The 15700-nt window shown below is 54.7% G+C and carries 19 protein-coding genes; all 19 read left to right on the top strand.

Translation table 11 applies throughout. The features are described 5' to 3' along the window. Positions 1 to 319 precede the first annotated feature (319 nt). The 19 genes from BQ9846_RS14770 (at position 320) to BQ9846_RS14680 (ending at position 15628) form a co-directional block, all read left to right on the top strand. Entirely contained in the window at positions 320 to 1201 is an 882-nt protein-coding gene (locus tag BQ9846_RS14770) for a hypothetical protein (RefSeq protein WP_075881816.1), read from the top strand. Between the two features lie 348 nt (positions 1202 to 1549). Then, positions 1550 to 2695: an RNA-guided endonuclease InsQ/TnpB family protein gene (locus BQ9846_RS14765; protein WP_075881815.1), complete on the top strand. Its 1146-nt coding sequence runs from the start codon at positions 1550 to 1552 to the stop codon at positions 2693 to 2695. Positions 2696 to 2953: 258 nt separating this feature from the next. Next, positions 2954 to 3592 (top strand): hypothetical protein, encoded by a 639-nt coding sequence (locus BQ9846_RS14760; protein ID WP_075881814.1) that lies wholly within the window; start codon positions 2954 to 2956, stop codon positions 3590 to 3592. Continuing rightward, positions 3570 to 5249 (top strand): type II secretion system protein GspD, encoded by a 1680-nt coding sequence (locus BQ9846_RS14755; protein ID WP_144049462.1) that lies wholly within the window; start codon positions 3570 to 3572, stop codon positions 5247 to 5249. The genes BQ9846_RS14760 and BQ9846_RS14755 overlap by 23 nt, the downstream gene beginning before the upstream one ends. After that, complete coding sequence (locus tag BQ9846_RS14750) at positions 5242 to 6000, top strand: hypothetical protein (protein ID WP_075881812.1); 759 nt, start codon at positions 5242 to 5244, stop codon at positions 5998 to 6000. The genes BQ9846_RS14755 and BQ9846_RS14750 overlap by 8 nt, the downstream gene beginning before the upstream one ends. After that, positions 5993 to 6400 (top strand): hypothetical protein, encoded by a 408-nt coding sequence (locus BQ9846_RS14745; protein WP_075881811.1) that lies wholly within the window; start codon positions 5993 to 5995, stop codon positions 6398 to 6400. Before BQ9846_RS14750 ends, BQ9846_RS14745 begins: the two co-directional genes overlap by 8 nt. Before the next feature lie 78 nt (positions 6401 to 6478). Beyond that, the gene (locus BQ9846_RS14740; RefSeq protein WP_075881810.1) at positions 6479 to 6904 is read left to right on the top strand and encodes a hypothetical protein; all 426 of its coding nucleotides are present in this window, start codon (positions 6479 to 6481) and stop codon (positions 6902 to 6904) included. A 77-nt stretch (positions 6905 to 6981) separates the two neighbouring features. Beyond that, positions 6982 to 7392, top strand: a complete 411-nt coding sequence (locus tag BQ9846_RS14735; protein WP_075881809.1) for a hypothetical protein — start codon at positions 6982 to 6984, stop codon at positions 7390 to 7392. A gap of 52 nt (positions 7393 to 7444) precedes the next feature. Next, positions 7445 to 9031: a GspE/PulE family protein gene (locus BQ9846_RS14730; RefSeq protein WP_075881808.1), complete on the top strand. Its 1587-nt coding sequence runs from the start codon at positions 7445 to 7447 to the stop codon at positions 9029 to 9031. A gap of 217 nt (positions 9032 to 9248) precedes the next feature. Beyond that, positions 9249 to 10271 (top strand): type II secretion system F family protein, encoded by a 1023-nt coding sequence (locus tag BQ9846_RS14725; protein WP_159437936.1) that lies wholly within the window; start codon positions 9249 to 9251, stop codon positions 10269 to 10271. 168 nt (positions 10272 to 10439) lie between these two features. Beyond that, a complete protein-coding gene (locus tag BQ9846_RS14720) occupies positions 10440 to 10661 on the top strand; it encodes a hypothetical protein (RefSeq protein WP_075881806.1) in 222 nt (73 codons plus the stop codon). A gap of 9 nt (positions 10662 to 10670) precedes the next feature. Further along, positions 10671 to 11180, top strand: coding sequence for a hypothetical protein (locus tag BQ9846_RS14715; RefSeq protein ID WP_075881805.1), 510 nt, complete (start codon positions 10671 to 10673; stop codon positions 11178 to 11180). A 103-nt stretch (positions 11181 to 11283) separates the two neighbouring features. Beyond that, on the top strand, positions 11284 to 11799 hold the full coding sequence (locus BQ9846_RS14710; RefSeq protein ID WP_075881804.1) for a hypothetical protein: 516 nt from the start codon (positions 11284 to 11286) through the stop codon (positions 11797 to 11799). 36 nt (positions 11800 to 11835) lie between these two features. Beyond that, positions 11836 to 12474: a single-stranded DNA-binding protein gene (locus tag BQ9846_RS14705; RefSeq protein ID WP_075881803.1), complete on the top strand. Its 639-nt coding sequence runs from the start codon at positions 11836 to 11838 to the stop codon at positions 12472 to 12474. Further along, positions 12446 to 12895: a hypothetical protein gene (locus BQ9846_RS16605; protein WP_144049460.1), complete on the top strand. Its 450-nt coding sequence runs from the start codon at positions 12446 to 12448 to the stop codon at positions 12893 to 12895. Before BQ9846_RS14705 ends, BQ9846_RS16605 begins: the two co-directional genes overlap by 29 nt. Positions 12896 to 12985: 90 nt before the next feature. Further along, entirely contained in the window at positions 12986 to 13441 is a 456-nt protein-coding gene (locus BQ9846_RS14695; protein WP_075881801.1) for a hypothetical protein, read from the top strand. 91 nt (positions 13442 to 13532) lie between these two features. After that, positions 13533 to 14066 (top strand): hypothetical protein, encoded by a 534-nt coding sequence (locus BQ9846_RS14690; RefSeq protein WP_075881800.1) that lies wholly within the window; start codon positions 13533 to 13535, stop codon positions 14064 to 14066. Positions 14067 to 14124: 58 nt separating this feature from the next. Continuing rightward, a complete protein-coding gene (locus BQ9846_RS14685) occupies positions 14125 to 14574 on the top strand; it encodes an NfeD family protein (protein WP_075881799.1) in 450 nt (149 codons plus the stop codon). Positions 14575 to 14602: 28 nt separating this feature from the next. Next, positions 14603 to 15628, top strand: a complete 1026-nt coding sequence (locus tag BQ9846_RS14680) for an SPFH domain-containing protein (protein WP_075881798.1) — start codon at positions 14603 to 14605, stop codon at positions 15626 to 15628. Positions 15629 to 15700: the final 72 nt, after the last annotated feature.

Raw genomic sequence — 15700 nt, 5'->3', positions numbered from 1 at the left:
ACCACCAAGGGCAACGGGCTACGAAGCAGGAACCTGGAAGGCGACAACCAGGGAATCCCCTTCCTTTCCGCCGCAGGCGGCAGCTTCCTAAGAAGCTGAGGAAGGGGAGGAGGTCAAAAATGATGAAACCGCAATGCTCCTGAAGGGAGCATACCGCCTACTTACTTGCGGATCAGCCGCAAACATTTCGTTCAACAAACATTAAAATGGTCACTCAGGTCTAACATTACCCCAAAAATCCCGACTTGCGCTCGCTTGGTCGATCTAAACCCAGTGATAACTTGGTAGCAACTAACGCAATCCCTACCAGGAGATCACGATGCCTATCCGCAAATACGACGGCTTTATCACCTCTGTCGCGCTGGAAACCAAGCAGCAGACCATCCCTGCCAACACCTACTTGCTGTGCGTGAAAGTGCTCGGCGGTACGAATCCGCTGGTCATCGACAACCGCCTTCAGGTCGACGAGGCAATCAAGCTATCCACCAAGCAAGTACGCACGCTTAACAGCGTACCTTCTGATCATCCTCAGATCGCCGAAATTCGCCATCGCTTCTCAATCGAAAAGTCGGGCAAAAAGCCCTTGGTTGACCGGCCTTACCAGGTAGGCGAGATCGTGACGGCAAAAGAGTGCTTCAGGCTCGACGCCAACACCAACGTACCCCGTGATCATCATTTGCTCTGCGAACATGTCGCCGGTAGCGCGGTGACGTTTCGCTTGTGGCATCCACTGATGTTCAATCAGACCACGATCACACTGAGTCATCGGGTAGCGAAGTATCTGTTAGCACCTGTCGACGAATACGACGATGCCGTTCACCTGGATCAGCTTTTTGGATTAACCCTCGATGTCGATGCTTTCCAAGGGGATAACGACGCCTGGATTGCACACTTCCGTACTTCCCACGGGGCCATGCGGGTTGCCAAGCGTCCTGGTGCCGAAATGGTTTTCCTCGGTGACGACGATATATGCGATGCCATTGCCCATCGTCTGCGCCAGCACGCGGCGCCACCAAAGCACACCCAGTTAGAGCGCGATTTCTATCTGCTCGGCAGTGAAAGCCGGTCGATGCTGGTCTTCTATATCGAATACCGCCTTTCGTGGATGTCACGGGCTTGGTCGTTCTCCCAGTTTCTTCAGCATCACCAGGTAGCGTCTGAGTGCGAACAGTTTGCTGCCCTACGAGAAGCTGTTGCGTGAACGTAAAACCGAACCGCCAAGTGAAGCACTTGATCCGACGGCTACGCCCAAGCGCCAAAAGCAGCTGGCTAAACAGCAACACTTTTTCCTTTTTCCTTTTTCCTTTTCGGCGGTTTTAAGTAATTGAAATAGAAATTTTTTTTGGAATTTAAGGGGACGGATTTAGGGTTTCAAGGGGACATATTTAGGGCGTGAAGGAGACGGATTTAGGGTTTCAGCAAAAATCCGCGAGAACCCTCGCCCAATCGGGCGGGGAGGAAAGCGGGCAGCGCGTAAGCGCTGCTGGGGTTGATCTTCGCCCTTTATCGAATATTATGGATATACATACAGCTTAACAAGCCCGATGCCATGTTGAAAGCCACCAAAGTTCGCATTTATCCAACCCCTGAGCAGGCAGCGTTTTTGAACGCCCAGTTCGGCGCGGTGCGGTTTGTGTACAACAAGGCGCTGCATATCATCCGATCACAGTACAAGCGGCATGGCACCAAACTCCGCGCGAAAAAAGACCTCAAGCCGTTGCTGGCGGTGGCAAAAAAGTCGCGTCAATACCATTGGCTTAAAGGCTTCGACTCGATGGCCTTGCAGCAAGCCTGCATTAACCTGGATCGGGCTTTCCAGAACTTCTTTGACCCCAAGCTGCCAGCCCGCTACCCCAGGTTCAAGCGCAAGCACGGCAAGCAATCGAGCTATCACTGTACCGGCATCAAGGTCGGTGAGGGCGAGATCAAGATACCCAAGCTCGGGCCGATCAAAGCGCGCCTTCACCGTGAAATAACCGGCACACTGAAAAGTATCACCTTAACCCGCACCACCACCGGCCATTATTACGCCTCGGTGCTGGTTGATGACGGCGAGGAAGCACCTAAGCCGCTGCAAACGGTGGACACCGTGCTGGGTGTGGACATGGGGCTGACACACCTCGCCATCGACTCCGAAGGTAACAAGACCACTAACCCCCGCTTTCTCAAGCGCGCGCGTACCAACCTACGTCGCAAGCAGAAAGCGCTCTCCCGCTGCCAGAAAGGCAGCAAGGGCCGTGCGAAAGCACGGCTGAAGCTGGCCAAGGCGCACGAGCGCCTGGCCAACGCCCGTGCTGATTTCCAGCATAAGCTGTCTCGACAACTCATTGACGACAACCAAGCGGTGGTGGTCGAGACCCTGAAAGTCAAGAACATGCTGAAAAACCGCAAGCTGGCGAAACATATTGCCGATGCCAGTTGGTATAGCCTGATCCAAAAGCTGGCGTACAAGGCAGACGCCCAAGGCAAGCATCTGGTCAAAATCGACCAATGGTTCGCCAGTTCCAAAACCTGCGCTGGCTGTGGCCACAAGGTCGCAGACATGCCGCTGAAGGTTCGCACTTGGGATTGCTCCGGCTGCGGCACGCAAGGCATCGACCGCGACATCAACGCCGCGCTCAATATCCGCCAGCAAGGTATTTTGAAATTAAAGGCCGAAGGACTGTCGGTCTCTGCCCAATGGAGGCCTGCGTAAGCCCGGTCACGCGCCGGCAGCGGCCTGAGAAGTGGGAAGCCTCGCCCAAAGCGCGTAGCGCGGCGGGCGGGGAGCAGTCACCAGTATGCGGTGCCTGGGGATAGCTGGGAAGACGCCGCCCTTCGGGCGTTAGAATCGCGTCGGCAAAACCATTTTTGACGCGAGTGAAACCGTAAAAATCACCCCCTCAGCGACAAGGCCAAATAACCCTGCTGGGTAAAATCGTCCTTATCTAACGTGAACTGGATGGTTTTATCCATGAAACACTTTTGGCCGAAAAGGACGCAGGGCGTGGCGCTGGTGGCGGCATTAGGGGCAAGCGTTGCCTTTAGTACCGCTGCAACCGCCAACCCGTTTGCGCCACCTGGGAGCAATGAGGAAAGGGCTATCGCATCACCCTCAGAAAACGAGTCTTCATCCGCCCCAAACGTCCACTACCCACAGCACTTGCTTGAACGCATTTATAAAGACGAAATCACCGACGCCATCATTCGGCGTTCCAGCATCGTTTCGAGACATGGCAACGGTCGTCGTTTGCTCTATGAGCCCACCGTGGATTGTTACTTGGAGCAAGTGGACACCTATGAACTTGTCGACAACCTCTGTTGGCAGCGCATTAAAGACCGCTGGTATATCCACCAAGATGGCAGTGTTGAGTATCCCGTCTTGGAGCGCCCACGCGCCAGGAATAAAGCCGAAAACACCTCCGCGATAGAGCGTGATGCCCCCGCCATATTAGCCGACCCAGCAAACGACCGCTTCGCAGATATGCAATGCGAACGTGCTTACAACGATATGCACGACCGTCGTAATAGCGGTGCCAGCATCGTGTCTTTTGAGAACGCCACCGAAGCCATGAGAGAAGGATTCCGCCGTGTTCCAAGTAATGAATGTTAAACCACGCTCAAAAACGCTTATTGCCGGTGCCATCGCAGCGGCCACGCTTTCGATGACCGGCTGTGCCAGCAAAATAGGGGGTGGGCTGGTAGAAGAAGGCAATAAAGACATCGACACCACAACCAATACCGTCATAGATAGCGTCACGTCTAGCTGGAATGCGTCGCCAGGGATTCAAATGCTCGATCATTTGGATGGCGAGGGCATTTCCATTCATGGCCCCGTGGATGTGCCCGATGCCATTGGTGAAAAGCATGTCGCATTGGAGTTTCACGGCCAAACGTCGATCAATGACCTGGTTGAAGCCCTGGCGCTTGAAGGCGTGAATGTGATCCCCGTGAGTAACGCTTCTGCGTCACCTGCCCCACAACAGGGAGCTACTAACCCCGTTGCTGCTTCTATGGATGGTGAGAGCACGCCAGACGATCAGCTTGTCACGGCCATTCAGGGCGCTGCTGAAATGGCAACTGCTGGCGCAAGGCGTAGCAATGTTGCTGATGTGGGCAGTCAGACGTTTCGGCTTCCTCGCTTTAACGGCACTGTGCGCGAACTTCTCGATGTTATCTCCATGATGACAGACATCTCTTTCAAGGGACGGGGAAATTACATCCTCGCACGACAAGGCATCGAGTATTACGTTGATCTCCCCCAGGATGAAGAACTGGTAAAGCGTGTCGCTGGCGATTTAGAAGCACTGGGCGCGAACAATGTGGTGACTTCTATCGACGCAGGTTCCGTCACGTTTAACTCCGGTGCATCGCGTGATCATGTCTTGCGTGACTATATGGAACGCCTAGAACGCAACAACGCAATGATCGGCCTTCAAGTGGCCGTGGTATCGGTATCCCATGACCGCGACCGCAATACCGGCGTGGATTGGTCGGCACTACAAGCCACTATCGGCAACGCCAGCTTATCCAACGGAAATAACGGTGTGCCCAATGGCGGTGTGCCTGATGGCGGCGGAGAGAGTGGCGATGCCGATGGTAGCAGGCTTGCGGCGGGTGAGGGCGACAATTCATCCCCCACAACCGGCCTTGTATCGTCGGCGGCCAATCGCATTTCGGGTGTGGTCAACAGCAGCAATTTATCACTGGCGTACTTGGGCGGTGATTTTGAACTGCGTGGGCTGATTAACATGCTCTCGCGTTATGGGACGACTGAAACCAAACAGAACCTTGTGCTTCGCACCTTATCGGCGAATAGCGTCAAGATTCGCAGTGGTCAGTCAACGCCGTATGTCAGTGAAATCGACGTATCCAGCACAGGTGACACGCTCACAGGTGGCACGGAAACCGATGTGGCGGAAACAGGGCTGACGCTCGAAATCACACCCTACTACAACGACAAGACGGGGCTGGTAACAATGAATGTCGACCTCGATATGTCGTCGATTATTTCATTTATCAACCTGTCCGCAGGCGACCAAGTAGGTCAGCTCACTCAGCCGGATATTCAAGAGCAATCCTTTAGCAACGCGGCACGCCTGATGGCCGGTGAAACCGTCATCCTTGGCGGTATTTCTTATGATCAGATCACCGCCGACGGCAATACGCTGACGCCGCTGGAAAGCCTCGATCTTGACGATGAACAGTATTCCCGCCAGCAGAACTCCTTGTTCGTTGTGCTACGCCCGACGGTGACGATTTATGAGTGACAGCACGATCCTAAAAAAGTGGAAGCACTTTATCGGCGTGAAAGAAGGCGTGTGGCCCATCCTGCGATTGGTTGGGCACCTGGAAAATATGTCGCGCCGTGACGTGTTTTCGTACTTGAAAGGCCATATCGAACGCCACTTCCCTGAGCACATCAATGAACACGCTTTTGTGGCGCTCAAACGCTATCAAAACGGGTGGCTTTATGAGCTTTGCCTGGGCGGGGATGGCCGTAGCCGCCTGGATGGCATTTTATCTTTCCTTGAAAGCGCCACAACCGAAGATCGACTGGTATTACCCGCAGGGCATCGGTTTGGGGAGCTATCCGTGGCCAATAGCGGGCGCGTTGTCTATCGCCTCTTGCCCGAAGATGAACACCAGAATTACACCGAACTGCCGCCGAGTAAAAAGGCATCCTCGCTCTACCCCTCGTTTAACAACGTGCTGATAGCCGGTGGCTTCTCCTTCTTAATTGGGGCATCCACCTTCGCGCTGACATTAGCCTTGGTGATCAATGCCGACACGATGGAACAATCCTTGGCCATCGAGGATATGCACCAAAAGGCTGCTTTGGCGCAGAGCAGGCAATACACCGAGATTCCAGGCCAGTACATCGAAAACGATGAAGTCCGCCGTGAGCCTGGGCTGTATGAGTATATCCGCGCCCTGACTTATGACGGTCTAAAGTGGACAACCGTGATTGGCTGTCAGGGAGATCGTTGCGAAGCGCCGGAGACAGTTATCCATGAGTAAACACCCAATTTTCAAGCTCTCCGCTGGCCTAGTGATGGGGGTACTTGGTGGCATCATGTTAATCAGCAGCGGGGTTCTACTGGCTGGAAATATGAAGACCATCGCTGCCTACTTCGACAATCGCATGTCGAGTGAGGAATTAGCCCAGCTACCGCAAACCCCAGCAGATAGTTGCGTGAAGCAGTTGGACATCATGGGTTTTAGCGCCGCTATGGATGGCAGGCATAGCGTCGAGGTGGCGCCGGAAGGCATCGCAGACACCGAAATGCCCGTTGAGCTGGCCAGTGCTGCCGCTGCCGCCTGTAGCGGTTACGAGTTAACGCATTTTTGTATGGGGGCCGATTGCGAAGGCGGGCTGGAAATGCGTCTTGAGTCGGCTGGGAAGGAGGGAAGCGAATGACGTAAGAGACTTCAGCGCGCACTTATCGCCCATCAGCGATGAAATTTACCGTCAACACTGAAAAGAGGAAGCACACGTATGTTTTCACTGATTATTACGATTATCTCGATTGCCCTGGTGGGGGCGCTGGCCGTGGCCTCGATTTACTACGGTGGTGATGCCTTTAGTCAGGGCACAGGAAAAGCATCAGTAACAGCTCTTGTAAATCAATACCAGCAGATTAAGGGTGCTGCTGACCTTTACCACATTGAGAACATGTCAGCACCAACGGACATAAGCGATTTAACCACTGAGTACCTAGAAACTCAGCCTGATCCTTCTGAATACGCATCGGGTGACTGGGAAATTAGTAGCGGTGATATTTCCCTTTCTGGCATCGAAACAGACCTTTGTACTTACATCAACGACGGTGATCCTGATGATAGTGATAGTGAGGCCCCGTATCCGAGCTTTGAATGCAATAGCACTGACTCCAAATTCCAGTTAAAAGGCAGTGGCACCTAATAATTGGCTGATTTAAGGAACACAAAAACGGGGCTTTTGAGCCCCGTTTTTGTCACTGACTGTCAGGAGCTAATGGCATGTTTTCACTCATTATCACGGTCATGTCGATTTCATTGGTAACGCTGCTCGCTGTGGCCTCTTTCTACTATGGCGGCGATGCCTATACCGATTCCGCCCACCAAGCACGCATCAATCAAGTCAATAATGAAGCCGAACAACTAGCAGGGGCGGCATCCCTATACCGCACCACCCATTTAGAGCCGGTGACATCCATCGACAATCTGGTGGATACGGGATTTTTGACGGATTGGCCTGAAGGCGGCTGGGGCGTTGGTGACGGCTATATTGAAATGCTGGCCGACGAAGGCGACACGAAGGTTTGTCACGATATGAACGAAAAGGCGACGGGAAGCCGCACTATTCCGTCGTGCTCCGATGTCGATCCTGGGGATTCCCGAATGGTGTGCTGCACCCCCGCGACACCTTAACCACTAGCTATCACGACGACGCCATCACGCCTTTCCCCAAGGAGTCTCGATTATGAACTTGCTGACCCGTGAAACGCCCCTGGTCAAGATGTTGGCCAATTCGGGCGCTATCGACACCCGCTTTATCGACATCGCGCTGAAAGAGCACGAAGTCACGCACGAAGACTTTTCCCACATATTAGTGCGCAACGGCTTCATTCGTCAGCGTGAACTCACCGACATTATCTTGAAAACCAATGAGGAATTGCTGTACGACGTGCATATCACGGTGCCTGGGATTCCGGCTCAGCTGCTTCTCGACACGCAAACCGTGATCATGGCGGAAACCGAAAAAAACCTCTATGTCGGCACGCTCAGCGAAGAATATCTGGTGCGTGAGCAGTTTGCGTATTACGACAGTCGCAAGCTGGTGTTCATGCCGCTCTCTATTGAACTGCTGGATGATTATCTTGCTGACGTGGCAGCGGTGGCGGATACCACCGACTCAACACTGGTGGACTCCCTTCTCAAAGAGGCCATCAGCCATAACGCTTCGGATTTACACATTATTCCGCGTGAAAAGAGTTACACCATCTTGCAGCGCCGAGACGGTGTGAGGGAGTGGTTACACGAAGGCGATCTGGACGAATACCACGTCTTGATTGCGCGTATCAAAGACCGCGCCAACATGGATTTATCCGAGCGGCGAAAGCCCCAGGACGGCTCTTTCTTTATTGAGCATCACAAACGAACTATCGACCTCCGTGTGGCCACCTCACCTGCCACGATGGGCGAGTACGTGGTGGTGCGCTTGCTCGATCCCGATGCGATTCAACCCAAACTCGGTAGCTTGGGGATTACTAACGTCAACGAATGGCGTAAAGGGGTTCACCGCTCAAGTGGGCTATGCCTGATCTGTGGCCCCACGGGTTCCGGTAAAACCACAACGTTGAACTCGTCGGTCAGGGAGATTGACCGGATCGAACGTGCGGTTTTCACCATTGAAGACCCCGTGGAATACAAAACGCCCTTTACCGGCCAAGTGAACGTCAATGAGGCCGTCAGCCTGGACTTTAACCGTGGCCTTAAAGCCTTCATGCGCCAAGACCCCGACATCATCGTGGCGGGTGAGGTGCGGGATGAAGAAACGGCACGGATTTCAGTGAAAGGCGCGGAAACCGGCCACGTTATGATTGCCACGCTTCACACATCCAGCATTTTCGGCACGATTAACCGCCTGCGCGACCTTGGCGTTGCCGGTCACGAATTACGCTATATCCTCCGCACGATACTGGTTCAGCGCCTCGTGCGTACCTACTGCGTTGTCTGCGAGGGCCACGGCTGCGTCAACTGTCAGCACAGTGGATACAGTGGGCGCACGATTGTTTCGGAATGCGCCTATTTTGCCGATGAAGACGATATTGACCGCGTTCTGAACGGCGAGCGCTGGTGGCCACTGATGGTTGAGGATGGCGTCGAGAAAGTGAGAGCGGGCGTTACCTCACCGGCTGAAATTATCCGCGTTTTCGGGCCAGAAGGCGAAGAAGCGTTGCGCGAAGCCGGTTTTGCTGTCGAGGCGCAATTCCAACAAGACGAGCGAGTGAGCGTTAAGCATCACAGGCGCTCTCTCAAAGCAGTCAAAGTTGGGCATGGAGGGTGAAATGAAAAGACAGCAACCCGCCAGCACGACATTTGGGCGGAATAGAACCAACTATGTATATCTGGTGCGTTATCAGCCCGCGTCCACCAAGAAGCAACAGGTAAGCAAAACCCAAATCGAAGCCCCGAATGACGTAATAGCGCGTAAGCGGGCAAACCGGCTAGGCCGCATTATTTCGCTGACTAATAAAGGGGAAAGTAAACCGTTTAGGCGTGGAATGTCCTATGGCGACCGCCAAGCATTTCTATCCCGCCTAGCGGCGATGCTGGCGTCCGGCGTGAGTGCGGGAAAGGCGCTAGGGCTGCTGAAAGCCACGTTTTCCGGCGCACCAAGCGCGGTAGCAGGACGTTTGCTGGATCGCATGGAGCTGGGCGATAACATGACCGATGCGTTTCAGCACCTTGGCCGCAAGGTGGTGCCACCCGCCACCGTGGCGATGATCCAAGCGGGGTCATATACGGGCGCCAGCCATGAAGCCATCCGCAATGCGATGGATTTTGAGCGCACCATGCACACCGTCCGTAAAGAGTCGGGGCGGGGTATCTGGCAAGCGGCAGGGGCCTTCGTCGTGGCGCTGCTCTTTATCCTGGCGACTATTTTTGGCTTTCTGCCCTATATCTTGGATTCGCCGCTAATGAGCATGGCGGGCCAAGAGCAGGATGAAACGATGCAAACCACCGTGACCTTTAGCTATGGCGTGGGCTATGTCATGGCCGTATTGTTCACCATTTTTATGGTGTTCGTGTTGATGGGCACCGTGGGCCGCAAAGTCGCGCCCGTGCTCGTCGACAACCTAATTCTGAAAATCCCTTACTACAAAGAAATGGTGCTGGCGCGGCAAAACTTCATCGCTTTCTACGCGCTGTCGCTGTTGGTTCAAAATGGCGTCTCAATGGAGAGGGCGCTTGAGCTCATGGCGGACAATACCGAGCGCGGGGCACTGAGAAAAAACTTTGTCGACGCCAACAAGGCCGTTAAACGTGGCCAGCCTTGGTACGAGCAATTTACTTCGCTGGAAGCAACGGATCGCGCTTCGCTTGGCGCTTCACTCGACCGCTCACAGGTCAGCGATGCAATGGCGGCTATTTCCACTCAATATCGTGATTTATACGCGGCACGCATGGCGTCGCTGGTGCCGATATTGCAAGGGATCAGTGCGCTATTCCTGCTAGCATCCGGCTTGCTTATGTTCGCGCTCACGATCCTCCCCATGCTGCAAATGACGACACAAGTGCTTTAGCAGCCACGTCTCGCCGACCATAAAGCCGCTTGCGCCGACAAGCGGCTACCCCCTCCTTCCGCCGCTGAAATACGCGGCAACCGCATAAAAAAAGCCCTCTCAGCTGCATAGCGCTGGCGCACCGCGCCGTAAGATTTCGGCACGTTGCTACAAAAGGGGGTTATGACGATGCTCAAACGCTTTTTCCAATGGCGTCGCCATCTTGACGCCATAGCCGCTGCGTTATCGGTGCTAATAGCGCTCTACATGACGCTGCTGACCGATAATAGCCACGCGACGTTGATCCTGTGGTGGTCGGCGGCTGCCTTTTCAGTCCTGAGCTACTTTTTTGATCCTGCTGGCAGGATGATGCGCCGCCTTAGCCGGTCTGATCGACTCAAGACGCGGTAGGAGGGCGGCATGTTCCACCTGATACTCACGGTCATGTCCATCGCGCTCATGGCGATGGTGGCCACGGCCTCTGTGACATACCTCAATCCTTCAGCGGTTCGTGTCGCGGAGTGGCAAGAGCGACTAGAAACGACGTTTTTGCATTTGGATGAAGGGTACAAAGCCTACCGTCGAGCGGGCACCACGATGGTCAGGCAAAACGATTACAACGCTGACGGCGATTTGATCGGGTTTTGGTACAACGAAGTCTTTAGCCCTACCGCGCCGATTGAGCATTTTGTGAAACCACCGTATATGCCAACCGGGACGTCTTGGGATTTCAGTACGCAAGATGGTGGCACCTACTTCTGTATGCACGGCGACTTTTCAACGGAGCCTGCCAAAGCCGCTTCCAACCTCATTGATCTATTCGGTTCCAGCTATGTCGTGAATGACAGTTGTGGTGCTAAATCTTCCAGTGAGCCAAGCAGTACAAGCAGCATGGCCGTCACCTTTTGGGTTCACCCCTACGACTCATAGAACACGCTTTGAAAAGCATATCTGACGCGCTTGGTCGATTCAGAAGCCGTGATAGCTTGATCATAAATTAACGGAACGCAGCCTCTAACGAAGGAGACACTTCATGCAGCTCGCAGGCCATTTACGCATCACGATGCTCGCGGCATTGGTCGCCCCAGCGGTGGCGCTGGCATCGGGGGATACCCTGTCAGACGCGGATGCAATGCCTGAACCTAATTTTCGCTATTTTGCCGTAAGCGGCGGCTATAACGGTGACGACGAAAAAGGGGTGGGCATGGTGTCGAGTGGTGTGCATTTTGGCGAGCGCCAGCAATTTAGCATTGGGGTTCACCACCGCCAAGAAAGCCACAACACCTCGTATGGCCTCGACCTTCAAGGGTACTTGAGCCTCACCCCTCAAGACCGGCTATTGCTTAATGGCGGCATAGGGGCAGGGCGCAGCTATCACGATGAAGTGGATCGCTTAGACGGTAACTACGCAAGCGTCATGGCGGGTTTCATGGTAGCGCCTAAAGGGCTGTCCAGTGGCGTTCTGTTCCTTAACTACACCCAGCAGTACGCGATTGACGATAACCCTGATCTTGGGTTTTCGCAGGTTGGCTATCGCTTCATTTTCTGAACCATAAACCAATGACTCCAAAAGGAGGGCTTCATTATGAGCAAAGGGGTGAACCGCGTCACGCTTATCGGCAGACTTGGCCAAGACCCAGAAGTACGGGCCACACCGCAAGGCATGGCCGTTGCAAACCTCAATCTTGCGACAACGGATAGCTGGACTGACAGGCAGACAGGGCAGCGGCAAGATCGTACCGAATGGCACCGCGTCGTGCTTTTTAATAAAACCGCCGAAATTGCCCAGCAGTACCTTAGAAAAGGCGCTCAAGTCTATATAGAGGGGCGACTGCAAACCCGTAAATGGCAGGATCAAAACGGCCAGGATCGTTATACCACTGAGATTGTCGGCAACGATATGCAGATGCTTGGCTCCCCTAGCGGCAACGGTCAACAGCAGAACCAGAACCAGAACCAGAACCAGAACCAGAACCAGAACCAGAACCAGCAAGGGGGCTACCCGCCACAAGGCCAGCAACAAGGCTATCAGGCGCCCGCTTCGCAGCAACCGGCACCACAGCCCCAGGCACAAGGTCAGCCACAGCAACCTGCGCCGCAAAAGGGCTATCAGCGTGGCGGCCAACCGACACCGCAGCAAGCTGCTCAAGACCCTAACTACGGTGCGCCGAACCCCGTCGACTACGCGGGCTTTGATGGAGAAATACCGACTCATTACCGATAACTGGATAACGCTTTCACCGTGCTCGCCGCACTCAACTGACACGGCGCTGCCCGACCTGCCGCGCCTATGCCTTGCACCGACACCAGCACACTGTTTTGCCGCCCTGGGGTTTACCATACTGATTTCACCGTGGTTTTGGGTGTACCAAGCGCACCCCGATACGGAACTGGACATGCCTTATGGGGTGGGTGACGTAGAAGCGACGGGGGAGCGCTGGGCTTTGCAGGAAACGCGGGTTAAGCTCGTCGCATGTGTTCCCCGCGCCAGCTTCGCCCCTAATGTACTGTTGGCGCACTGGGATGAAGATAGGCCCGTCGATGCCGAAGATTTCGACATAATTGAGATAAACCCGATGCAAAGAGGCCGCGCCGAGACGGTCGAGGGGAAGATGCAAGAGCGTCGTGCGTTAACCGCTTTCTGATCGCGGCATCAGCGCTCCTTTGGGCGCTTTGCGCGTCAGGCCGTCGCGGATAACCGTCTGCTCAAGGCTTTCTAGGAGTTGGAGATTGCGATGGATACCGCTCGCCTACCGTATTACCCCGATCCCGGCGAATGGTGCGAACTATTTGGGCTGCTCTGCGAGTTCTGCCGTCACCTATCGACCTTCCAAGTGGTGGAGGGGATGAACGAAACCAAAGACGGCAAGCCTTGGCCGGAAGGCGGATGGGTAACAGATCCAGGTGCGGGCGTTACCTGTTTAAGCTATGCGCCCATCGAGCGCCCATCACTATCCTCTCAAGAGATTCACGACGCTTTAGCGCAGGGTGTCCCTGTGTGTACCGGCTGCGCGGCGCAGAAGGGCAGTGAGGCGTCTGTGAGCTTGTATACGCAGCGCAACTTTGCCTATGCCGTTAAACACCGTGCGCGGTTCACCTGCCACGCCGAGGGTCAGCGGGGGAAGCCCTGTGGTGGCTGGTGCCAAGCGGTAAAATGGCTTGGCGACGAGCGCTCTGCATCGACCGATTAAATACTGATTTTTTGCTGGCGCCAGCGGCGCTGGCTGAACATGGCGGGCATGGGGTCCGCCTGGCTGTACCCACCCAAAAGGAGAAAAGAAGATGGGTAAAACACGACGTTGGCTGTGTGTGGCACTCGCATTGGTGCCGATGATGGCCCAGGCTGGGCCAGGGCCGTTTGGCCTATCCGTGGGGGAGACCACCCTGGAAGAAGCACGAACCGAGCTATCGGGTAAAACGTCCCTGCAGAGTAAGGGCATCAATAAATGGTCGAATGGTCCGATGATCGCTAGCGCGGGCACAGGATTGGGGCTGGACGGGCTTCAAGAAGCGCTGTTCATTTTCGATCAGGACAACACGCTTACTAGTGTTGTTCTCTCGCTGCATAAGAATCGCTACAACGACCTACGCCAAATGCTCGCAAATCAATACCCGATGGTCGGCGAGCAAGCCCCGTTCGTGGGCAACAAGGTAGCGACGTTCCGTGAGGATGGGGTCACGATTGAAGCAAACGCTCCGCACATGAGTTTTACCATGACACTGAGCTATCACAGCGAGGATTTCTCGCGTCAGTATCAGCTTGGGATGGAGCAACAGCGGCAAGAAAAAGCACAGCGGGAAAGCTCTCAGCTATAGCGCGCGTTGGGGCGGTTGCCGATGGTGGTCGCCCCAGGCTCAAATAAGGAGCGACAGGATGCTGGAAGCGCATTTTTGGTGGATATTGATTGGCTTGTGCTTGGTACTGGCCGAACTGATGACAGGCACCGTGTTACTGCTCGCGCTGGCGCTGGCGGCCTTTTTAACCGCCGGTGTTGCCTACTTTAATATCGGCCTTGTCGGGCAGTTGGTCGCGTTAGGCGTCAGTGGCGCTATCTTCGTGCCTGTCACCATCAAGGTGATACGCCCGCACTTTTCACCCGCTGGGATTGATTATGGGTCGGTGGGCGCTGGCGCGGAAAACGGCAAGCTCTTTGAGATTGTCGAGCGTGATTTTGACCATGCCCTTGGCATCAAAATCCACGGCGATTTCTTTCGTGCCGAACGGGTTGATGCACTCTCCACTGATGACAACTTGCAAGCCGGTGATCGCGTTATTTTCGATCACTTCGACGGTACGACCGCGAAGGTACGCCCTCAAAACTAAGAGACTAACTAACGGAAAGGAGTACGACATGGAACAAACGATCGGCGCCGGCCTAATATTGAGCGGCATCGTCGCGATTATAGCCATTCTTATCATCGTAAAGGGATTGGTCATCGTCCAGCAATCCGAATCCGTGGTGATCGAGCGCCTGGGCTCCTTCAATCGGGTGCTTGAAAGCGGGGTGAATATCATCATCCCGTTCATCGACAAACCCCGCCCCATCACGATGACACGCTACAAGCGCGTGGAAGGGGAGTTCATCCCTCAGACCAAGGAAGAGACGCGCATTGATCGGAGGGAGACAGTGATGGATTTTCCGGGCCAGCCGGTCGTGACCATTGACAACGTAACTGTCCAAATTGATGGCGCACTCTACTACACCATCGTTAAGCCGGAAAACGCCGTCTACCAGGTGGAGAATATGTCCCAGGCGGTTGAAACCCTGGCAAAAACATCGCTGCGTAGCGTGGTGGGGCAAATGGAGCTCGATAAACTCTTTGCCAGCCGTTCCGAAGTCAATGCGGATATTCAACAGGCAATGGAAGAGCCCGCCTCTAAGTGGGGGATCAAGATTAACCGCGTGGAGCTACAGGATATTCAAATGCCGGAGGAAGTCGAAAATGCCATGCGCTTGCAAATGGCTGCTGAGCGCAAGCGTCGTGCGACCGTGACCGAGGCTGAGGGTGACAAGGCTGCGGCCATTGCTCAAGCACAAGGGCAGCGCGAGTCCGCCATCTTGAACGCGGAGGGTGATAAAGAGTCGGCCATTCTCCGCGCCCAAGGCGAGCAGGAGTCCATCAAATTGGTGCTGGAAGCACTCGGGGATTCCGAGAAGAATAAAGAGACCGTGGTGGGCTACCTGCTCGGACAAACCTACATCAAGACGCTCCCCGACATGGCCAAAGAGGGCGAGCGTGTGTTTGTGCCCTACGAATCGAGCGCACTTCTAGGCTCTATGGGGATGTTCCGTGAAATGGCGGGTAACCCAAGTGACCAAATGGCCTCTAACGCACTAAAAGGCGGACTCATGGGTGGCGCTGGCGCGCAAGGCTAAGGAAAGGAGTTGTGAGTGTAATCTCGCGTGTTCTGACAACGTAACAACACCGTATCGTCGGAAGCGCCCCAT

The sequence above is a fragment of the Vreelandella massiliensis genome (assembly GCF_900155385.1).
GTDB lineage: Bacteria > Pseudomonadota > Gammaproteobacteria > Pseudomonadales > Halomonadaceae > Vreelandella > Vreelandella massiliensis.
Note: the sequence above shows the minus strand (reverse complement) of the source record. Positions and strands in the feature narration are given on the sequence as shown.